The sequence below is a fragment of the Cerasibacillus sp. JNUCC 74 genome (assembly GCF_053667775.1).
Window position 1 is genome coordinate 3,433,320 of record NZ_CM132207.1, and the last position, 22,975, is coordinate 3,456,294.

16 protein-coding genes are annotated in these 22,975 nt (G+C 33.9%); 9 read left to right on the top strand and 7 right to left on the bottom strand.

Annotated elements, in window-relative coordinates:
* Window positions 1–254: 254 nt before the first annotated feature.
* On the top strand, window positions 255–830 hold the full coding sequence (locus JNUCC74_RS15280; protein WP_454066011.1) for an LOG family protein: 576 nt from the start codon (window positions 255–257) through the stop codon (window positions 828–830).
* A gap of 825 nt (window positions 831–1,655) precedes the next feature.
* Here JNUCC74_RS15280 and JNUCC74_RS15285 read toward each other — a convergent pair.
* Window positions 1,656–2,600: a hypothetical protein gene (locus tag JNUCC74_RS15285; RefSeq protein WP_454066012.1), complete on the bottom strand. Its 945-nt coding sequence runs from the start codon at window positions 2,598–2,600 to the stop codon at window positions 1,656–1,658.
* On the bottom strand, window positions 2,581–3,249 hold the full coding sequence (locus tag JNUCC74_RS15290; RefSeq protein WP_454066013.1) for an ATP-binding cassette domain-containing protein: 669 nt from the start codon (window positions 3,247–3,249) through the stop codon (window positions 2,581–2,583). The genes JNUCC74_RS15285 and JNUCC74_RS15290 overlap by 20 nt, the downstream gene beginning before the upstream one ends.
* Before the next feature lie 1,250 nt (window positions 3,250–4,499).
* Between JNUCC74_RS15290 and JNUCC74_RS15295 the strand changes: the two genes are divergently transcribed.
* Window positions 4,500–5,735, top strand: a complete 1,236-nt coding sequence (locus tag JNUCC74_RS15295; protein ID WP_454066014.1) for an EAL-associated domain-containing protein — start codon at window positions 4,500–4,502, stop codon at window positions 5,733–5,735.
* A gap of 424 nt (window positions 5,736–6,159) precedes the next feature.
* Here the strand turns inward: JNUCC74_RS15295 and JNUCC74_RS15300 are convergent, their stop codons facing one another.
* The 3 genes from JNUCC74_RS15300 to cudC all read right to left on the bottom strand — a co-directional run bounded on the left by JNUCC74_RS15300 (window position 6,160) and on the right by cudC (window position 9,756).
* Entirely contained in the window at window positions 6,160–7,488 is a 1,329-nt protein-coding gene (locus tag JNUCC74_RS15300) for a M20 family metallo-hydrolase (RefSeq protein ID WP_454066015.1), read from the bottom strand.
* Window positions 7,489–8,276: 788 nt separating this feature from the next.
* Window positions 8,277–9,176, bottom strand: a complete 900-nt coding sequence (locus JNUCC74_RS15305) for a glycine betaine ABC transporter substrate-binding protein (RefSeq protein WP_454066016.1) — start codon at window positions 9,174–9,176, stop codon at window positions 8,277–8,279.
* 28 nt (window positions 9,177–9,204) lie between these two features.
* Window positions 9,205–9,756, bottom strand: coding sequence for a choline uptake/conversion transcriptional regulator CudC (cudC, locus tag JNUCC74_RS15310; protein WP_077318313.1), 552 nt, complete (start codon window positions 9,754–9,756; stop codon window positions 9,205–9,207).
* Window positions 9,757–10,711: 955 nt separating this feature from the next.
* Here cudC and betB point away from each other — a divergent pair.
* From betB to JNUCC74_RS15330, 4 genes are all read left to right on the top strand, one after another.
* Complete coding sequence (gene betB, locus JNUCC74_RS15315; RefSeq protein WP_454066017.1) at window positions 10,712–12,181, top strand: betaine-aldehyde dehydrogenase; 1,470 nt, start codon at window positions 10,712–10,714, stop codon at window positions 12,179–12,181.
* A gap of 20 nt (window positions 12,182–12,201) precedes the next feature.
* The gene (locus JNUCC74_RS15320) at window positions 12,202–13,410 is read left to right on the top strand and encodes an iron-containing alcohol dehydrogenase (RefSeq protein ID WP_454066018.1); all 1,209 of its coding nucleotides are present in this window, start codon (window positions 12,202–12,204) and stop codon (window positions 13,408–13,410) included.
* 455 nt (window positions 13,411–13,865) lie between these two features.
* A complete protein-coding gene (locus tag JNUCC74_RS15325; RefSeq protein WP_179104287.1) occupies window positions 13,866–14,522 on the top strand; it encodes a LuxR C-terminal-related transcriptional regulator in 657 nt (218 codons plus the stop codon).
* A 563-nt stretch (window positions 14,523–15,085) separates the two neighbouring features.
* Window positions 15,086–16,810, top strand: a complete 1,725-nt coding sequence (locus JNUCC74_RS15330; RefSeq protein WP_454066019.1) for a histidine kinase — start codon at window positions 15,086–15,088, stop codon at window positions 16,808–16,810.
* 379 nt (window positions 16,811–17,189) lie between these two features.
* Here the strand turns inward: JNUCC74_RS15330 and JNUCC74_RS15335 are convergent, their stop codons facing one another.
* Window positions 17,190–18,338, bottom strand: coding sequence for a response regulator (locus tag JNUCC74_RS15335; protein WP_454066020.1), 1,149 nt, complete (start codon window positions 18,336–18,338; stop codon window positions 17,190–17,192).
* Window positions 18,339–19,160: 822 nt separating this feature from the next.
* Here JNUCC74_RS15335 and JNUCC74_RS15340 point away from each other — a divergent pair.
* From JNUCC74_RS15340 to JNUCC74_RS15350, 3 genes are all read left to right on the top strand, one after another.
* Complete coding sequence (locus JNUCC74_RS15340) at window positions 19,161–19,628, top strand: Hsp20/alpha crystallin family protein (protein ID WP_454066021.1); 468 nt, start codon at window positions 19,161–19,163, stop codon at window positions 19,626–19,628.
* 287 nt (window positions 19,629–19,915) lie between these two features.
* Window positions 19,916–20,725 carry a glycosyltransferase family 8 protein gene (locus tag JNUCC74_RS15345; protein WP_454066022.1) on the top strand — a complete coding sequence of 270 codons (810 nt, stop codon included), beginning with the start codon at window positions 19,916–19,918 and terminating at the stop codon, window positions 20,723–20,725.
* Between the two features lie 10 nt (window positions 20,726–20,735).
* Window positions 20,736–21,164 carry an HAD-IIB family hydrolase gene (locus tag JNUCC74_RS15350; RefSeq protein WP_454066023.1) on the top strand — a complete coding sequence of 143 codons (429 nt, stop codon included), beginning with the start codon at window positions 20,736–20,738 and terminating at the stop codon, window positions 21,162–21,164.
* Between the two features lie 83 nt (window positions 21,165–21,247).
* Here the strand turns inward: JNUCC74_RS15350 and argH are convergent, their stop codons facing one another.
* The gene (gene argH / locus JNUCC74_RS15355) at window positions 21,248–22,570 is read right to left on the bottom strand and encodes an argininosuccinate lyase (RefSeq protein ID WP_454066024.1); all 1,323 of its coding nucleotides are present in this window, start codon (window positions 22,568–22,570) and stop codon (window positions 21,248–21,250) included.
* Window positions 22,571–22,975 lie beyond the last annotated feature (405 nt).

The window sequence follows — 22,975 nt, forward strand, 5'->3', positions numbered from 1 at the left end:
TCCAATACTATTACTTATTATATCGGCCTAAAATCGCAGAATTAGATATACAACTGCATTTACATAATATTCTGTTCTTCAAGAAGATTAGGCTGGTGTTAAAACAATAATTAGTTAATTACGATATACGAACAAATTGGATTCAAACCTACGAAATTATATGTTTTCTTAACATTGAACAAAGCTTATTCAGTTAACAAATAATCCTAGCTTTTATATACTTAGATAGAAGTAAATTTAAGGAGGAATGTGTAATGAAAAGCATTGCTGTTTTTTGCGGATCACGAGATGGAGCCTCTTCCGCTTATATTCAAGGTGCTAAACAGATTGGGACGGAGTTAGCTAAGCAAAAAATTACCCTAGTTTATGGAGGTGCACGTGTTGGTATAATGGGGGCTATTGCTGATACAGTGCTTGAATACGGTGGTAAAGTAATCGGTGTTATGCCAAAATTTTTGCAAGATAAAGAGCTTTCTCACCCTTATTTAACTGAACTTATCATTGTAGAATCCATGCATGAACGAAAAATGAAAATGGCATCTTTAGCCGACGGATTCATTGCCTTACCTGGGGGTCCGGGCACGTTGGAGGAATATTTTGAAGTATTCACATGGGCGCAAATCGGTTTACATCGTAAGCCATGCGGACTGCTAAATATTAATCACTATTATGATCCTTTGGTTTCTTTATATCAGCATATGACAAATGAACAATTTATGGAGCAAAAACACAGAGATATGGTCTTAATCGATAATGATGCTTCAGGGTTATTGACAAAGTTCTTTACATATGAAGCTCCTTCTGCAAAAACATTTATTACAAAAAAATAAATCTAGCATTCTATATAAAGCTACTCCGCCTGTGATCGGCACTAATTCTAATTTGATTCTATATAATCTACTTTATTTATTAAAATCATTATTTAAGATAAACTTATGCTTTCCATAGGTTCCGTAAGTTTTTTCTTCTTTGCTACGGATGAATAGTACAAAGGCAAACATCACAATTGCTCCAGTACCTCCCGATATGTCTCCCTTATCTGTTACGTCTTGTGATTGACATGCTGTCGAGCAGTAAGGGGCCCTCTCTCTTCGATTACACAACAAACAACTAAATTAACTGATTCGAGCACGATAAGAATCCTGCAATGTAACATTTCCCCAACTCTTTAGCTTCGTCGATAATTTTTAGAAGGTACAGCCTTTGATATAAAGTGAAACTTCATTCAGTAGGAGTTTTCTTCCATCTCCTACTGAATGTTAGTTTGAACGAATCGGGCATTTAGGTGCCGTTTTCTCCCACTTAGACCCTTTTGTATCACTTCAAGGCTCTTGAAGTGGGAGTCTTACGGCACCTTAGATGCGGGATAACAACACTCCACATTATATACCCTCTACAAAAAAAGATGAAGCAAGCTGATGGAAAGAACAATCGTGTTTGTATGAAGTTACCCGATCAAAACATCCGTCAAGTTTAGGCAAGCTCTAACGGAAAAAGCCGAACAAAAAAGGGCTATCCCAAAGCCCTTTTTATATTATTTTCTGTATAAGTTAGCTTAATATTTAATGGAAATGATTGATTTTTGAAAAGCACTAGTTCGGTAATATGTGTACATCATCCAGTATATGCTAGCTTTAATCTCATTCTAATTTATATTAATTTTCAAAAGAGCTCCGTTTTTTTATAATAAACATATTTATTATAAATGATATCATCAAAACACCAAGCAAAACAATCATTGAAGTTATCCATGTAGTACCATCTTTAGGATGTTCCACAGATACTACACCTTGGTAATCAAATAGTTTTTTTCCAATATAATATAGGGAATTCTTTAAATCAAAAACTCCTAAATTAGGTAAAAGAAACATATAGACAATGATCAAAACGATACCTATATACATGTTTTTAAATACGATCCCTAAAGTATATCCTACTACCATGAAAATTAAAGAAATGGCATATGCGAACATAAATTTTAAAAATATAGGTGAACTCGAATTCATAAATGGTAAACTCAAATCAAATTCGGATATCGGAATGGAAGCTGATATCTTGTTATAGAAAAGAAAACTTAAGAGGTAAGACACAATTAAAGATATAACCATAATAATAAATCCGCTTATCGCCAGTGAAAGTTGTTTAGCAATTCCGAATTTTACTTTATTACCCCTTACTGTTTTAATTTTAATCGTTTTGTATCGAAAATCAGTGATTGCAACCAACAAACCTAAAGTTCCAAATACCACAGGAAAATAGAGAATGGCTGATTCTAAAAGTTGTGATAATGTATATTTTGGACTTGCAGTATAAAGATACCTACTAACCGTTTCTTTATCATATAGAATAGGATTAGTTATCACTGCACCTGTTTCAGTCTTTTCAAACTCATATTCTCCAGCTAGATCTTCTTCAATATCTAAGTTGTTTTTCTCATAATATTTTACGGTACTCTGAAAATCATTATATGTATCCATGACTGTGGCATAATTTAAGAATAAGATTAAACTAAACAATAAAATAAGAAATAATATCATTACATAATATACTTTGGAATAAATTCCATACCGTATCTCTTGATTAAAGAATTTCATCATCATATATATCCTCCAGTTTTAATTCACTGTGACGAAAATTTTCTTTTAATAATAGAATTCTGTTGTTTTTAAATATAAATACGTCATCTATTATTTCGTTGTAAAAGCTAAATTGATGCCCTGTCAATAAGATAGTCATTTGTTTCGACCAATCTTTAATAAAATGTTGCGTTTTTCTTATCATCTCATAGTCTAACCCATTCGAAATTTCATCCATGATCAAATACTTTGGTTCTAAAATTTCAACAAGGGCTAATGCCAATTTTTTTCGTTGACCGTAAGAATACGTTTTTACTTTATTCCTTAATATTTCGCGATTTAAGAATTTAGATGCAATCTTTTCAATTTGTTGTTGTTCTTTGTTACTTTCTCCAAAAAGGACAAGGTTCTTAAGACCACTTAAATTTGTATAAAAAGGGCAATCATCCCAAAGTACTAAACAGTCATTTCTTACTTTGTTTATTTTTTCTCCATGAAAAAGAAAATTACCTTGATGTTGTTCCATATCCATCATGCATTTAATCAATGTTGTTTTTCCAGACCCATTTGGTCCCATTAAAAAAGAAATTTTATTATTTCTTATTTCAAAAGTGGAATCCTTTATAATAACTTTATTAGAATAACTTTTAGATATATTTATACATTTAATCATATTTCTAGATTTCCCCTCCAATTAATTAGAACCCATTTACTTTAAAGTGAATGGGTTCTATACATGATGATAACTATAACACTGTCAAAGGATAACCTTATTAAATGCCAATATTATTTATATTATGAGGTAAAATGGAGTTACCTCAAATATACCAAGTAAATGTGAATTTATTTACTAATCCCTTAATTGTAGTAAGGATTCAAAGACAAATTCTTGCTAATAGTTATTATTTTAAATGAAGTAGACTGCTTTATCGCCTATCTATTTATACCACATTGATTCATTATTTATTAACATATCAGTGACCGTTTATGATGGGAGAAAAAAGTAGTCTTTTTGTCTTCCCCTGCTAAACTGTGGTTCGCCAGTCGCCTTGTTGGCTTTGGAAGAACCCCACTTTTAGGAGATCCTATGTAACATTGTCCATCTAGTAATAAGTCGTGAAAGCAAAAAAGTTTTTTTACACTTTAAAATAACTTGCCAAATGAGTCCATCTAGTATTTCTATCTCTTTTTTGGCAATTTTTTAACTGTAGCTCTTGAAAAGTGCATTTTTATTTTTGACCTTATACTCTAGCGGCTTCAGCTTTATTCGTATAATTCATATTGCCATTTCCTATTAAGCGGATAACACTTATCGGATATTGGCATAAGTGCTGTACAATTACCGGCAAAAATACCCATTTACTAACAAATTCTTCCTATTAATGAGCGTATTATACCATTTCAGGGGATTATTAACAACTATTTTTATATATTTTGTTCCCATCTTTTACTAATTACATAAATCTATTGGTTATGGTCTACTCAAAAAGAAACAGGGATTCGTTTGTCACCCCACGTAACTAATCACAAATCGGTCATGAGGATGGTTTAAAGCAGTTAATCCGGAAAAGAAGAGAATGATTCATTCTAGAATAGCCTTCCTTGTAGTCAAGTGCTTATCTTTAATTCGATCCACCCATATATTTTCTTCATGCAAGTGCTGACCAGCTATGCTTAAGATTAATCCTAGTTGTTAACATTAGTTATCTTTCCTTTTAGCTTCCTAAAAATCATGGCTATCCAAGTACATTCATTCAACTGTTAATCATTCTTACATCATTAATAGCTTTTATAACTAAAAAGAAATAATTTCAGCCATAATATGTATTTCTTTATTATTTGAATAAACTAACATTCTTCTGATTTGGTTTTTGGAAGAAAAATCAATTGCTTACATGCTATACTGTAGTAAAGAGTATAGTAATGGAGTTGATTAGTATGGACCCACTTGATATCATGATAAGGCTTGATCAGATCGTTCCATACTTCGATCCGATTGTAAGTGCAGAAAATCAATTAATCATTGGCCATGAAGTAAAGCCATTCTTTCAAGATGATGCTGGTGAATTACATAGTCTTTCATGGTTTTTTAATGATGAAAACATACCAAGTGACTTTCGTTTAGAGCTTATTCATACTATTTTGTATAAAGTATTAGACAGTTATATGAAAACCAATCAGTCCCAACTTTTATTTATTCACTATGACGCAAAATTACTTTTAAAAGATGATGGAGACAGTATGCTTTCTTTATTGAAGACTTATGCCGATCAAGGCTTGCGCCTAGAAAAGCTTGTCTTACAATTTTCCGAGGCATACGTCAGTGAACATCTATCTTCGTTTAAACATTTATTTGCTTATATACAAACATTTGGAATTCAAATCGCTCTTGATGATGTGGGACAACGTAATGGTAATTTAGATAAATTAGCTTTAATCAAACCAAACATTATTAAGGTAGACGTATCTTTTTTACAGAATAATGACCTGCCACAATTATATCAAGATGTGCATCACTTATTATCGATGCTATCGCGCAAAATTGGAGCTACATTATTATTTAAAGGGATTACTTCTTTTCATCAGCTCAATTATGCGTGGAGAAATGGCGGTCGATACTATCAAGGCAGTTATTTAGAGGAGACACACGAACATTTTATAGCAGCTGATAGTTGTAAAGACAAGGTAAAAAAAGACTTTCAACACTTCACTACATTTGAACGAAAAAAAATGAAAGCACAATTAGATTTAACAGAAAAAATAAATCAACAATTAAATACAACGTTAAAAAATATTAACCCTGACGAACCTTATGATAAAACAATCCTTACTGTTGCTAAAGATTGTGACTCCTTTTGCTTTCGAGTCTACATCTGTAATGAAGCAGGCTTTCAATTATCCGCAAACGCAGAAAAAGACGAAAAAGGAAACTGGAATTTAGATCGTGAAGGCAAACAAAAAAACTGGAGCTGGCGACCCTATTTTTTCGAGAATGTTGTTCGTATGAATATGGAAAAAAAAGGCATCCTATCTGACCTTTATACAGATATTGAGAAGGATGAGCGCATTCGCACATACTCTCATCCCATTTCTGACAATACTTTTATTTTTATTGATATTCCATACAGTTTTCTTTACGAGCAAGAAGGCTTACTATAAAAAAAGAAAGATATTTACCATAATTGATCGGATTATGACTAATTAGAGAAATAGTTCACTTTCGAGAGGGATTACTTGATCCATTTCCTAAACGCAAAGTGCAACCGAGTAACTTAACTTTCTCTAAGAACAGATGAGTTTTAAATAGAATTAGATGAGTTGAAAAAAACAATTGCTATTCTATTCCAACTTTCCTGTGTTATAGTCTGACTTCGACTTTTGAGCTTTCTCTTCCGACTTTGTGATGTTCTGGTTCGACTTCTGGTCTTCCTGTTACGACTTCGTGATGTTCTAATTCGATTAATGGACAGGTTAGGTTGACTTTTACCTGAGGGCTTTAAACAACAGGACTTGATATGCGTGTTCCTGAACTATTTCACATTTTGAGTAAAAGCTCATTTTCATTTAAAAAGTGAGCTTTTACTTATTTAAACACACCGGAAGTAACCTCATCACTTTGTAAGTTTTCAATAGATGTTTTTAAAACTTGAATTGCTTGCACGCAATCTGCCAAATCAGACCATTCTTCAGGATTATGACTAATTCCCTTTCGACTCTTCACAAATAACATAGCGATGGGCACTTTTTCACCGATAATCATTGCATCATGTCCAGCACCGCTCGGCAGGCGTAACGGTCGAATTCTGTGTTTCTTCATTGCTGTTTCCAATAAATCTTGTATATTGTTATTAATCGGAACTGGTTTTACCTTCGTTTTTTCCACAATATTCACAGCCATACCATGCTTTGCTGCAATATCTCCTGCTAACTGTTTAACCAATTCCATAAGCTCATCCCTTGTTTTTTCATAAATATCTCGAATATCTACATACAATGTTACCTTTCCTGGAATTACATTTACTCCATTTGGTTCAACAATTTGTTTGCCTATTGTTGCTACCGCTGAGTCACTAACTTGGCTCGGCAATTGATTTACTTTCCACACCAATTCACTTGCCGCGACTAACGCATCCTTTCGATCATTCATCGGCGTATTTCCAGCATGACCTGCTTCACCGATAAATGTTATTTCTAACCAGCATGGCCCTGCTATGCCAGTGACAATGCCACATGGTACGTTTTCCTTCTCTAAAATTTTACCTTGTTCAATATGTAGTTCTACAAATAACTCGATCTCTTTCATGTCACGTGCGGCATTTTGATAGCTTTCTACACTTAATCCGCGCATTTGTAAAACCTCTGCAAACTTCAAGCCATCTTTATCTTGCAGTTGTTTTTTTCTTTCTATAACGTGGTTGCCAACCATCGCCTCACTTCCATTTAAACCACCATTGAATCGAGATCCTTCTTCATCGGCAAAGATAACTACTTCGTATGGTTTGATCGGTTGATACCCTTGAGTATTCCATGCTTCGACAACTTCTAGTGCTGCTATTACACCTAATGTACCGTCAAAATGTCCACCATTAGGGACGGAATCAACGTGAGAACCGCTCATTATTACAGGAAGTGTATCTTCTTTACCTGCTAACCGACCAATAATATTCCCTGCACCATCTTCTCTTACATTTAATCCGGCTTGTTTCATCCACGAAGCTACCAATTTTTGAGCATGTGCTTCTGCCTCCGAATAACCGGAACGATTGGAACCATTTTCTGCAGTTTTCCCAATATTAGCTAATGCATTTAATCGTTTAGCAATTCTTTGTCCGCTAATTCCATCCCCTTCAAATTTTAGGTCGTACGTCTTCATTAATTGTTCAAAAAGCCAATTATTTTGATGATCAGCCATTAATTATCTCCCTTTCGCAATTTTTATTCGCCTCTAAGTACCTTCCGCTTCACCTTAATAACAGATTCATTATAGTTGACATAATATTATAAAAATAAAAATCCGTGTTTATAAAAAACTTAAAAAAACCTAGAAGTTCAAAACGATGCATTTGAAGCTCTGAATCGTAGCCTTTCCATATCCCACAGAAACAAGCCAGTTATTTGCCATTTGAATTTTAATGAATTTTTAAACATCTTATTAAAAATAAATTCATATACTCTACTAATATCATCATAATTCGTATTCATATATGCAGTCAAGATCGTTTCCATTCTACATTTAGGTAAACTAATTTGATTAGAAAAACTTGGGTTGTCGCTAAGTCTTTATGGCGAATCTATCGTTTTTCTTATACGATAAAGTGAAACTTCATTCCCGTGGAACGCTTTTTACACGGAATGTAAGTACCACAAGGGTATGACCTAAAGGCCCTTGAACCAATCGGGCATTTAGATGCCGTTTTTTCCTACTTTGACCCTTTACACGAACTCAAGCTCTTGAAGTGGAAAACTTACGGCACCTTACATGCGGGATAAAGTGAAACTTCATTTCGTGGAACACGGAATGTTAGTTGAACCAATCGGGCATTTAGGTGCCGTTTTTTCCTACTTTGACCCTTTGCATTAACTCAAGCTCTTAAAGTGGAAAACTTACGGCACCTTACATGCGGGATAAAGCCTAAAGTTTTATACTTTCCTATAGTATAAAGAAAAAGGAAGCCGCGAAGGCTTCCTTTCTAAATCCATTTATTTCATCCATTTATTGATTCGAACCTGATTTTCGTCTACCCATTTTTTAGCTCCTTCGATTGGTTCTTCTGTTTCATTCACATATGTCATTAATTCCCCAATCGCTTCGTCATCCATTTTCCAGTTTTTCATCCACTCACTAACTTCTGGAAAATCTTTTTCAAAGTCTAAGCGAGTAGCGTAATAAATTTTTTCTACTTCTCCATAGACTTTTTTAGGGTCCTCTAAATATTTTAAATCAAATTGTGAGAAAACTCGGTGTGGATTCCACAGTGGGGCCACAATCGGCTCCTCTTTTTTAATTGCTTCATCAATTTCTGTAATCATTGCCGGCTCAGAGCTGGGAATTAATTCATAATCCAAATCGTATTCCTTGATTACTTCTTCTGTAACTTCCATAGTTCCTGCTCCAGGATCAAAACCAGTTATTTCTCCCGCGAACATATCTTTATGTTTATTTAAATCCTCAATACTATTAATATTCTCTAAATATGTTGGAACGACAAGACCTACTTTTGCATTATCATACCAAGGCTCTTCAGCAAAGAAAACCTGATCTTTATATTGTTGCAAGTAAGCTTTATCTTGTATCGGCAACCATACTTCTAAATTGATATCTAACTCATCTTCAGCAAGTGCCTTCATGATCGTTCCCATATCTAACAAATTTAACTTCACTTTATAGCCTTGTTCTTCTAAAATAACTTTCCACATATTGGTTACAGCAATATTTTCTGCCCAGCTGATTTGCGCCATTTCTATGGTTCCCTTATCCCCATTGGTTGCATCTTTTGATCCTGTTCCTTTAGATTCTGACTTTGAACTATCCCCACATGCTGATAATATAGTAACAAAGACGATACTAAGTACAAGAAATACCCTTTTATTAAAACGCATAAGTTATTTAACTCTCTCCCATTCTTTTTTATGTTGGTTCTTTTGGTAAAAACTCATAAATTTCCTCAGATCTTATACTAGCCACCAGCCGCTCCAACCAACGATAATAAACTTTTGATTGTTCAAGTTGTTCATAAATGTGACGAGCCTCATCTATCAGTTCTGCTGAAACATTCTCATCTTCAAAAATTTGATCTAAGGAAAATTCTGCTTGTTTAATTGCTTCCATATTCATTTTTGCTTCCCGATCCCACAATTGACAAAAATAGGACATAAACGAATGAAAAAAATCCTTCTCTGCAGCGTACGTATGTTTACGAGAACCTTTTTGGAATTTTTTCTTTACCATCTCAATTTCCTGTAGTTTCCTGACACTTGTACTCATACTTGGTTTACTCATTCCTAGTTCTTCTCGCATTTCATCAAGGTTCATTTGATCCTTAAAATACATGGTAGCATACAATTTCCCAGCTGCTGGAGTTACCCCATAGACATCCATGGTCTCTGCGATTGCTTCAATCACATACCCTTTAGCTTCTTCTAACTTTTCTTTAGCTATGTCATCATTAGATCCCGCCATTAATTCACCTCCAATACTATAATTAAATTTGTTAAATATGTTAAGAATATATTTTATAAACTTAATCTTAACGTATCATTGAAATATGTCAAATAAAAAATAAGTTATTTTATATTGCTTAAACATTACTTCTAACAAATTGCACCGCCATTCAACTAGCAAAATCTTTTAATATACTTCATTAAAAAAACTTGGTTAGCAATATGCTACTGGTACAAATTATTTCCTGGGGGTACCTACGTAAAACGTTAAAAATTCACTACACTTGAATTAACATCACGGTAAATATTTGTGTAATCATAAATTTTAATATTTTAATCATTACTTCCGGACATTAAGTGACATTTAAAGATTACTTTTATCCATGAATGAGTAGATCAAAAACAATTTTTGCAGGCGTCCTTAAAAAACCGCGAAGTACCGCTGCCGTAGCTTTTCTCATCCCTTGAGAAACTGCATGCTTCGCTACCATCGTTTTTCTTGTCCTTTTAAAAACTGCGATTTATTCCTACTGAAGCTCTCCGTCCTAACAATCCGAATGAATCAGGAACTAATGTTGTTACACCTGTTTAAACTTCTTGATATTCGCTATGAGTCTATGGTGTTTTAAGCGCAGATATCGGAGAAAACATGGCAGCCCCATAGACTTCATCTCTTACATTTTTATTTTTACTAAATGAGTGATCACCAAAAATTATATAGCGCATCTTCAAAAGTGGAGTTTTCTTTTTCCCCCACTGATTGTCAGAATAACCAGAATCGGACATTTGACTTGCGGTTGAATCATCTACTTATCCTCCTAAGTTTCATCTCGTAGCATGAAGGGCAGATCTTATCGCCCGTTACATACGGGATAAATTTGATTTTGACAAAAAAGTTTGAACATGTTAGATTAAATTTATTAAGAACGTTAAATAAATATTTAACAAACTTAACATAATGGGAGGGAGATTTTTTGAACTTCAAACAAAACTTTATTAATGGCAAATGGGTACCATCTCAAACAGGTAACAAACGTGATATTATCAACCCATTTAACCAAGAAATTATCGCTCAAGCGACTGAAAGCGATGAAACAGATGCAAAAGCTGCCATTGCCGCTGCGAGAGAAGCATTTGATAAAGGAGAATGGCCCCGGACATCGGCAACAGATCGTAGTAGAAAGTTACATACAATAGCAAATTTAATCGAACGAGATAAAGAAGAACTAGCTCAGTTGGAAACACTCGATACAGGTAAAACACTTGATGAGAGTCGTGGCGATATGGAGGATATAGCAGGTGTATTTCGTTATTATGCAGAATTAGCAGATAAAAATGGAGGAGAAATCATAGACTCTCCTATACCGAATACAATGAGCAAAGTTGTTTATGAGCCTGTTGGAGTTTGCGGTCAAATTACTCCGTGGAATTATCCATTATTACAGGCTTCATGGAAGCTCGCACCAGCACTGGCTGCCGGAAATACATTAATTATGAAGCCAAGTGAAATAACACCATTAACAACGGTAAAAGTTTTTGAATTAATGGAAGAAGCAGAACTGCCAAAAGGCGTTGTCAACCTCGTACTAGGAAAGGGGGATACCGTTGGCGCTGAACTATCGTCTAATCAGGAAGTTGATTTGATTTCTTTTACAGGTGGAATGAATACCGGAAAGAAAATTATGCAATCGGCTAGTTCAAATGTGAAAAAACTTGCTTTAGAATTAGGTGGTAAAAACCCAAATATTATCTTCGTCGATGCCGATTTAGATACAGCGGTTGATCAAGCATTAAACGCCGTTTACTTTCATGCTGGACAAATTTGTTCAGCCGGTACAAGAATCATTATTGAAGAAAAGATTCATGATTCATTTGTTCAAGCACTGATTAAACGGGTGAAAAACATTAAATTAGGAAATGGCTTTGAATCTTCTACCCAAATGGGGCCGCTTATTTCTAAAGAACACTTAAATAAAGTCATTCAATACGTAGAAGTCGGAAAAAGTGAAGGAGCAGTAATAGCTGTCGGCGGAAAACAGCCTGATGTGCCTGAATTAAAGGATGGGTTCTTTTACTTACCTACTGTGCTTACTAATTGCACATCAGACATGAGTGTCGTGCAAAATGAAGGATTTGGGCCTGTGATAACTGTGGAAATTTTTACAACCGAAGAGGAAGCCATTCAACTAGCAAATGATTCTATATATGGTTTATCTGGAGGCGTTTGGACAAAAGATATTGCCAAAGCAGAACGCTGTGTTGCAAAAATGCGAATGGGCACGGTTTGGATTAATGATTATAATGTATATTTTCCACATGCACCTTGGGGTGGATTTAAGCAATCCGGAATTGGTCGCGAACTCGGCAAAGCAGGATTAGAAGAGTATCAAGAAGCAAAGCATATTTTTCAAAACTTACAACCAGAAGCATTAAATTGGTTTTAATACTATAGGGGGTTTTGTACATGAGTTTAAATATGAAAATAGAACATATGCACAAATTGCATACATTTGAAATTCCAACTACTATAAAGCATGGCATTGGGGCAATTAAACATATTGGAAATGAAGTTAAACAGCTTGGTGTATCAAAAGTATTATTAGTAACTGATCCAGGTATCTATCAAGCTGGAGTAACAAAGCCAGTAGAAAAATATTTAGAGGATGCTGGAATGAAGGTAGTAGTTTTCAATAAAGTGGAACCTAATCCACCGGTTCGGTTGATTGCAGAAGGTTCTAAGCTATATAAAGAGGAAAACTGTGATGGACTTGTTGCTGTTGGTGGCGGGAGTTCTATGGATACAGCAAAAGGAATTGGTGTAGAAGCTACACATCATGGCAGTGTACTAGAATATGAAGCTGCAGAAGGAAAAAAACCGTTAGAACATCGGATTCCGCCATTAACTACAATCCCAACAACAGCAGGAACTGGATCCGAAGTTACGCAATGGGCAGTTATTACGGATGAAGAGCGGGAGTTTAAATTTAATACTGGTGGCCCGTTAATCGCCGCTCATTTAACGATTATTGATCCTGAATTGCATGTCACTATGCCACCTCATGTAACAGCAATGACTGGGGTTGATGCATTGGCTCATGCAATTGAATGTTATACCATGCATTTTGCCCAACCAATAACAGATGCTGTCGCACTAATCGCGATAGAATATGCAGGAAAATATATTCGTCGTGCATTTGCTGACGGTAGTGATTTAGAAGCACGCTACGGAATGGCCCAAGCCGCTATGCTTGCCGGGCTGTCTTACGGAAGCGAATCAGCTGGTGCTGCACACGCCATGTCTCAAACATTAGGAGGTATCATTCCAGTTGCTCATGGTCAGTGTGTCGCCACTATGCTTGGTCCGGTGATGGAATTTAACTGGAAAGGGCATCCTGATAAATTTGCTAGAATTGCGCAAGCGTTAGGTGTCGACACATTTCATATGACAACGGAAGAAGCAGCAAAAGCAGCTGTAAATGAAGTATATCAGCTTGTTGAAGATCTTGATATCCCTACACTTGAAGAACAAGGTGTCTCACCAGATATGATTGATCGCCTATCAAAAGAAGCTATGAACGATCCACAAACGGTTGGTAATCCACGAGATTTAACTGAAAAGGATTACCAATGGATTTATAAACGCTGTTTTGGTTTAGTACCAAAAACGATCTAGAAAGTCTACATTTAATATAGCCCTTTATACCCTATCCCCATTGTTTCTTTTAAGCGAAGCAATGGGGTTTTATGTTATTATCAAAGTGAATACCAATACGTATCAAACTTTTATATTCTCTCCTAATTTAATCTTCACTATGAATTAGTTGACTAACGCTAGATCGTTTCCTCTTATTTTAACCCTATATTAATTTTACTCTTACCGAAGAATATATATAACTACATCTACAAATTCAGAGGGGTAATGGTATTCATTATCCATTTTAAAAATTATATTATTTTTTTCTACAAAGATTTACAGATTAACTTATCATGAAACCCCATTTTTACAGTATTTAATAGTGGAATGAATAACTTACCCATATCATGTTTAGATTATGTATAGAAAGTTACTCTACTCTATAACTAGCTCGTTTAACCTGAGTTTAAAAATATACAATGGAGAGGTTTCACATGATAAAAATACTATTAATAGATCATGAAGGTATAACCAGTGAGGGCTTGCGTTTTATCATTGATAAGGAAGAAGATTTAAAATTTCTCGGTGTACAGATTCACGAGGAACAGGTATTAAAAACTGCAAAGGAAGAACATCCAGATATCATTCTAGTTCATGTTCAGGAATCGTATACGTACAACCTTAAACTAACTAAAAAAATCAAGGAATTGATTGAGGATGTCAAAATTATTTACATTCTGTCTATTTATGATGAAGCATTAATTATAAAAGGTTTTAAAGCAGGAGTAGAAGGATTCTTCCTTAGTCAATTACATTTTGTCCATCTGGTTCATATGATTCATATGGTCTATTCCAATCATTATGTGCTTCCTAAGGAAGTAAAAGATACGATTATGAAGCATTTTCGAAAGACAAACCCTAAAAAACATTTAAACTCACAGCTATTAGACATGGGAATCCACTTGACACAACGGGAATTGGATATTGTTTATCTTTTATATAAACAAAAAAAGAATATAGAAATCGCTCAACTATTAGATCTAAAAGAGAAAACAGTAAGAGATTATGTTAGTGCTATCTATAAAAAATTAGGTGTAAATAAACGGGCACTCGCAATAAATTTATTAACTGAAATGATGGAATCTGATTAAGGGAATTCTCCACCCAACACGATTAGTGAATACAAACGTTACCTCCACCTTTCTTTTTATTTACGCTATTAGGTGGAGGATATTGTTGTTCTAATTCAGATGTAGGATAAAAGCTTCGTTTAAAGATTAATATGATAGTACCATTTTTCCTCTTTATTATTTTTACATGATGATGTGAACCATTCACATTTATTTATTTTTTAAAAACATCCACTCTTTTAAATCTTCCAACTATCCTTGCTAAATTATATACTATACTAAAATCACCGTTTATATTTCACTAATCTCTCTCCATTTTACCAAAAATTTACATACACATCAATAGATACCTTATAAATGTTACATGAATTGCTTTCTTCACCAATTGAGTAAAATTTTAGTCCATTCATACTGAAAAACAAACGAATTTAAGATAAGCTAAACAATATCTATTCTTTTCTGAAAATTTTTACATACTGGACTTTTTACCTAAACAAAACCAAATGTTTATAACTTTTATTATAGGTCAATATACCTATATAATCATTAAAAATAAGTTTTTAAGGGAAGGATGATGAGATACCTTGTTTTTACCTGTCTTATACAGCATCCATCAAAAATTATTCAGTATGCAACAAGTAACAAGGTGTGGCTTATTTGCTTACTTACTACTTAGTTTAGCCGCCACTCTTTTTTTTCTATTTTTATTTCAACTATTTAAAACATCATTAAAAATAAGTGATCAAAAACAAGTGTGGAAGCAACCGAAAAAAAATCTTTCCAATATGTATCAAGACAGTAACAGTTGGGGATATCCACCTGATACGCAAGTAGATTGTTTTCTAGCAAATAGACTAGAAACAAACATCCATACTACCATTATTGCCATACGGGATATACTTTATTTGACCAAAAAAGATAAACATCCATCTATTTCTATAGATATACCGTCGAATTTTCCACATATTTTAATGGAGGAAAATCAAGTTATTGATCTTTTCATGCAACTTTTTCATTATATTTATACAGTGATAAAATCAGATCATGTTTTAATAAAAGCAAGAGCTTTAGACCAGATGGCAACAATCTATATAATGGACAAGAGAAACACGATTAGCAAACAAAAAAGCATGTTTCCAGTTGGCATGAAGCAAAGAGTTTTATTAAAACAGCTTATAAAATTATATGGAGGAAGAATAAATAAGGGAGCAATGCAGGAAAAATGTACTATCGTCGCTTTTCAATTGCCATTAGCAATCAGAGAAGATAAAAAGGAGACAGAAGAAGATTTCACTCTTTTAAAAAAGAAGACATCATCTAATCAAAAACCAACTGTAGTTATAGTAGATAATCACCCTGAAAATGTGTCTACTTTACTTAGACTGTTAACAGTTGACTATAGAGTGCTAACAGCAATGGATGGAACCGAAGCTTTAAAGCTGATAGATCATAATGAAGTAGATCTAGTTATTGCTGCTACCATGTTACCAAATTTGTCCGGGTATCAACTGACGCAGTTAATTCGTAAACATCATACATTTTTCCAATTACCTGTTTTATTGCTTCCACCACGAAACAAATTAATTGATATACAGGCTGTATTTCACTCAGGAGCTAATGACTATATATTAAAACAAATGGATCCACTTGAGATAAAGTCACGTATTCGTAGTCTTATTTACATTAGTAAGATGCAGAAACAACTACTACAAACAGAAGCAGCCCTATTACAAGCAAAAGTTCAACCGCATTTTTTATTTAATACATTGAATCTGATTGCATCTTTAGGCGAAATAAATCAGGATAAAATGATTCAAGTAATTGAGGAATTTAGCTTCTTTTTACGGAGAAGCTTTAATGATATAAATGAAAATAGCATGATTGACTTGCATAAAGAGCTGGAATTCACCAAATCATATTTGTACATTCAAAAAGAGCGTTACGGTTCCAGGATTGATGTTAGATGGGAGGTTGACGAACATTTACAACTAAAAATTCCGCCTATAGTAATTCAGACACTCGTTGAAAATGCGTTACAGCATGGTATTCTAAGTTTAGAAAAAGGGGGAAGCGTTGTCATTCGGACAACAGAATTTGCAGATTATGTGATAATTTCTGTTTACGATGATGGAATAGGTATGAATCAAAGTACATACGAGAAGCTGTTAACAAATTCTCCAGGGGAAAATTCTGGTATTGGGATACCTAATACCCATCAGCGCCTACTACGATTATTTGGTAAGGGATTAAATATTACCAGCCGTCCTAATCAAGGGACATTTATTAGCTTTCAAGTACCCAAATTATAGTATCTTTCTATCAACTATATTGTTAATCAGTTCTCCATTGTGAGGAACTGATTAACAATAATAATGATGAACTATTACTACGATCATGAACAAAAGTGCAGGTATTTAACGATGTACAAACTGGAGAACTTTAGTAATACTTCATACAAGGAGTGCTTCTCTCCTTGAAAAACCGCGATGTATTTGCTTCCGAAGCCTTTCTTGTCCCTGAAAATGAAGAACGCTTTTTAGTCGGCCTTCCTTTAGATTCAAGCGATGTTAACTTATTGTAGGAAGAAATACGAAGGCTGTTAGGGACTTGAACACGTAAACTAGACGGAACAAATATCCACCATGTAAAAACAAATATTATCTCCTACATATTAAAAAAGTTCGTCAATTAAATATTGATTTCATTACTGTTATTCGAAGCTGATTGTTGCCACTGATAAAACCAATTGACCGTTTCTTCTCCTAACGATACATTTAATCCTTCAATCACTTCTTTTCTCAACCGTTCATACTCTTGATATACCAGTACAGTTTGCCCCTCTGAAGCGTATATTTTCATTAATTCAAGATAAGCTTGTTCTGCGTTAGGATGTCGGTGACATATTATTTTATACCAATTTATCGCTTTTTGCTTATCCCCATGTTGCTGGAAGAAAGAAGCGATTTGTAATGCTGTCTCCAACCATCTTTTTTCTATGCGCTGTCGCTCTGCTTCTATCCATATGTAATCATAATCCTGTAAGTATGGTGCTGCACTTTTCTCCATTAAACGTTCATATCGCTCAATATTTCCAGAATGAATAACTTCCATCTCGTTTAACTGCTTTTCCCAATCCACGACATCAATTTTTACTTCTTTCAGTTCAAGCATATACGCATTATTCTTACTTATAATTTTAATATGATTGTGATATGGTTTTAACACCTTCCTGACTTGATATACGGTCGTATAAAGTAAAGGAAAAACTTTACTAGGTTCTGCATCTTCCCATAATAACTCAATTAACCTTGATTTTTGAATAAACTGACCACGATTTTGTAACAAATATAAGAATAATTCTTGTGCTCGTAAAGTTCGCCAATTGAAAAACTGTTTTTTATATTGTTGTGATTCAATGGATAACTGCTTAAACATATTAACTTGAATCAAGGTACTATACGAAATAGCTTTTTTACTCTCTAGGTATCCTTGTATCCGGGATACTGTTTTTTCCAAACGTTCCTTATTAAATGGCTTTACAAGATAGTCTAAAGCATGTAATTCAAAAGCTTGAACAGCATATTTATCAAAGGCTGTTACAAACACAATCGTAATGTGCGGTTTACTATTTTGAATCTCCTCAGCCAGCTCTAATCCATTTATTTCCGGTAACTGAATATCTAAAAACACTACATCAACATCATTCATTAAAATATATGCCTTACCTTCACTTGGAAATAAAAAACTACCACAAATATCTATCTGACCAATACTATTTAATTTACGTTCTAAAGAGTCTAAAGCATGTTGTTCATCATCAATTAGGACAACTTTCATAAAAAAGCCCCCTTTATAGTTGACGGTAAAAACAAGTCTAGATGCATCATTTTCTTAGTTAGTAAGGTAGGCTTAAAAATGCAAAACTGCTTTCAGTAAAGCTTTTCACTACTGAAAGGCTGGCACCGCAGGGGTATGACCTAAAGGCCCTTAAACAAATTAGGCATTTAGGAGCAATTACTTTTCCCTTCACTTCTTTGGATTATTATAATAAGGAAAGGTTTCGCTCCTTATATACAGGTTCATTTAAATTTTAATGTAAACTATAGGGTAATGTACATATAAAAGATATAAGCTTATGAATCGTCCACTCTATTTTGGATGATATTACTGTTTCGTCTCTCTTTATATCGGTTATCATTTACCATTAATCAACATTTTCTACAGGTCAATTCCAATTTTGTCATATCTTCTATAACTCCATATAAAGTGAATTCTTGTTCAAATTGACTTTTTTAACTACGAAAGAGAAGATCGAAGGCTAAGTCTGTACGTCCTTAAAAAATCGTCCTGTATTGCTTTCAAAGCTTTCCCTATCCTTGAAAAATCGTAATGTGCACTGACGAAGTCTTTCTTATCCTACGACCCAAACGGATTGGGCAATTAGATGCTAAAAAAAACAATACTTTTCAAAACATTTTTAAAAAATGGAAATTAAAAAAACTAAAGTTCAATAGGTTTTAATTTTAAAATAGCGGCAATATATATAGTGAGGGGAGTTTGGGCTAACCTAGATTGGAAACCTGTGCAACGAAACAGACATAATCACAATTCGACGATTAATCTTTACAACTAACGAACAAATTAAAAGGAGGAATAGCTATGAAACCTATAAAACGTTGGAATTCAGATAATCACCCTATGCACAGATTTAAAAATGAATTAGATACTATGTTTGATCGTTTTTTTGATGATCCTTTCTTCACAACAAAACCATTATGGAACAGGAACGAGGAAGGACTATTAGCTTGTAACATTAAAGAGAAAAAAGATCGCTATCTCGTTGAAGCAGAAATTCCAGGTATTGATCCAGAAGATATTGAAATAGAAATTGACAACAATATGATCACTATTAAAGGAGAGAAAAAGCAACATATTGAATCCGAAGATAAGGAAACGGAAATGCATGTAATTGAACATAGTTATGGATCTTTCCATCGTTCCTTTATGCTTCCAGATAATGTTAATACTGATGAAATTAATGCTGATCATAAAAACGGCATTCTCTATATCAATATTCCTAAAAATAAAGATAGCAAAAAACGTCGTATTGAAATAGGTAGAAAATAAAGGCAAGGCTAAAAAAATGTGGATATTCCTGAACCTAAGTTGCACAGGTATATGTGGAAAGATACATTTATAATATGAGTTGGAAAATAGCAGGTTAGCCCTATCTTACTTTTTTAAATGTGTGCCTGATATCCTACATAAACGAAAAGTGCTTGTTCAAAAAGGAGTTAAAATGGAACCAAAAGCTCGGACAGTTGCATTTAAAATGCATAACACGATGAATGAAGAAAGATACATCTTTTAACGTACTTAATGAACTTAAACAAAATAATTCTGGAGACATGTATATGAATATTCTAGTCACGATTAATTCCAATTATATTCATCCTCTTAAAGTAATGCTTCATTCCTTATTTATAAATCATCCAAACGATAAATTTTGCATTTATTTAATGCACTCATCATTGAAGGATAGAGAGCTTACCATGTTAAATAACTTTATAGAAAGCAGAAATCAACAACTCAAAATTATTACGGTCGATAGTGACCAATTTGCAAATGCACCTGTAGTCAAACATTTTTCAGTAGAAATGTATTATCGCCTATTAGCGTATAAATTCTTACCGCCTTCGATTGACCGGGCACTCTATCTTGACCCTGATATGATCATTATTAACTCTATTCGAGAGCTGTATTATCTTGATCTGACTGGTTATTTGTATGCTGCTGCATATCATGACAGAACTCCAATTACAAATATAAATAAACTTAGATTAAAACCATATAATATAAAAGCTTATTATAATTCTGGTGTACTCCTATTAAATTTAAATGAACAGCGTCAGAAAATATCGGAGAGAAAAATTTTTGAATTTGTTGAAAAAAATAAGAAGAAGCTTATTCTGCCAGATCAGGATATTTTAAATGGCTTATATTCAAAGCAGATAAAAAATGTGGAAGAAACTTTATATAACTTTGATGCTAGATTTTATTATTATTATAAAATGGTGAGTAAAAATAAAGTAGATATGGATTTTATCATTAATCATACGGCTATTATTCATTTTTGCGGTAAGAAAAAGCCTTGGTATAAAAATTATTATGGAAGCTTTCATTCTTTGTATAAGCATTATGAACGAAAGGCTAACCTATCATAAATAAAGAAGTTTGCTAGGCCTGAGTACTTATAGCTACTTCAAAAAAGAAATTCACTATAGAAATGTCAATAAAATATCGTTTATTAGTAATGAAGTACATCCATTTCATAAGATTACCAATAAGTTTAGTAAGCGTTTTACAATCTTTCAAACAACTGTTCCCCAATTTGGAAAGAATAGTGGAGAGATTGCCGTAAAGGGAGTAGATAAAGCTCAAGCTGTTCAGTTTGTTTTGAAGCAGTTAAACATCCCTAAACAAAATACTATGGCATATGGAGATGGAGACAATGATATTAAAATGTTTGAAGCAGTTAACTATGGTGTTGCTATGGAAAATGCCACGAAAAATCTAAAAAGAATTGCTAAAGAAATTACTTCAAGAGCAGAAGGTGATGGAATTTTCCTTAGCTTTCAACGAAATCAGTTAATTTCACCATAACCTTACTTTTCGATTCCCCTACTCTTTATTCACTATAGTTGAACCCCTTTATGGTGATGGAACTACCATAAAGGGCGGATAACCTATTCTATCATTTCTTTTTTATTTCCCCGGTTTAGCAGGAACGAATAATTCACATAATCATAAATGTCTTCTGTGATGAACTCACTAAACGACGTTAACTCTTCTAATGTTAAATCCTCAATACTGTTCCCCTTTTCTTCACAGTACAAAACAATGGCTCCGACAATCCCGTGGGCATCTCTAAATGGAACACCTTTTTTTACTAAATAATCAGCTACTTCTGTTGCATTTAAAAAGCCTGCTTTAATCGCTTTTTTCATTTCGTCTCCATTTACTTGCAAAGTAGCAATCATTTTATCCATTATCTGTAGGGAAAGCAGCACCTCATCCACAGCTTGGAACATGGGCAGCTTTACTTCCTGCATATCTTTATTATAGGAAAGCGGCAAGCCTTTCATTGTTGTAAGTGTAGAAATAAGTGCACCATATATCTTTCCTGTTTTTCCTCGAATCAATTCTGCTGCATCGGGATTTTTCTTCTGTGGCATAATGCTGCTACCGGTCGCATATGCATCATCTATTTTAATAAATGAGAATTCTTGACTACTCCATAATATCAATTCTTCACTTAATCTGCTTAAATGCATCATAATGATGGAAAAATCAGATAAAAGTTCGATAATAAAATCCCGGTCACTTACCCCATCCATAAAATTAGCTGTTGGTTTATGGAATCTTAGCTTTTTAGTCGTAATGTCTCGATCAATATCATGAGTTGTACCAGCTAACGCTCCTGATCCTAGCGGGTTTTCATTTAAAATCTCAATCGTATGTTTAAGCCGCTGTTCATCTCTGGAAAACATTTCTATATATGCGCGTAAATGATAGCCAAAGGTTACTACTTGGGCACGTTGGAGATGTGTGTACCCAGGCATGATTACGTAATTGTTCTCAAGTGCCTTTTCCTTTAGACTGTTCTTCAACGCTTGTAGACAATCTATTACAGATTTTGCCTGCTTTTTTGCATAGAGTTTCAAATCTGTTGCTACTTGATCATTTCTGCTCCGTGAAGTGTGAAGTTTTTTGCCTGCTTCCCCTATTCTTGCTGTCAGCGTTGCCTCGACAAAGCTATGAATATCTTCATGATCTCCTTCTATTTTTAACTTCCCACTACGAATTTCATCCCAAATAGAATAAAGACCACGAATGATCTCTTCACCCTCTTCTCTAGTTAAAATTTTACAATGCACTAACATTTCTGCATGTGCAATACTCCCCTGGATATCTTCATCTACTAGTACCATATCTTCAGCTAATGAACTATTAAATTGTTCCATTAATTTATCCTCTGCTTTAGTAAATCGCCCGCCCCACAGCTTCATGATAAATCCTCCACTTCTTGTTTATTATTTCTATTGCCCATACTAATACTAAAATCAGTATAACACTTACCAATCGTTGATACCCGAGATCAAAAATTACATTTATTTTTCACTTTACATACTAGAATTAGCAAAATAAATACGACTGCTGCAAATAAATAAGCAATACTTAAGCACAGGTACTGATTTTATTGGAAATCCGTAGAAACCAGTAAACTAAATAAAGTTACAAATAATACCATAACGGCAACTAAATTAATATAGAATGGCTTCCTGCCATATCTTTATCAGAAGTCATCTTGGATATAATTAAAAGTCCAATAAATAAGTAAATAAAGGTACATTACATTATTGAAGATAACAGCTAAACAATTGCAGTAATCGGCGGTATTAAAGAAATGATAC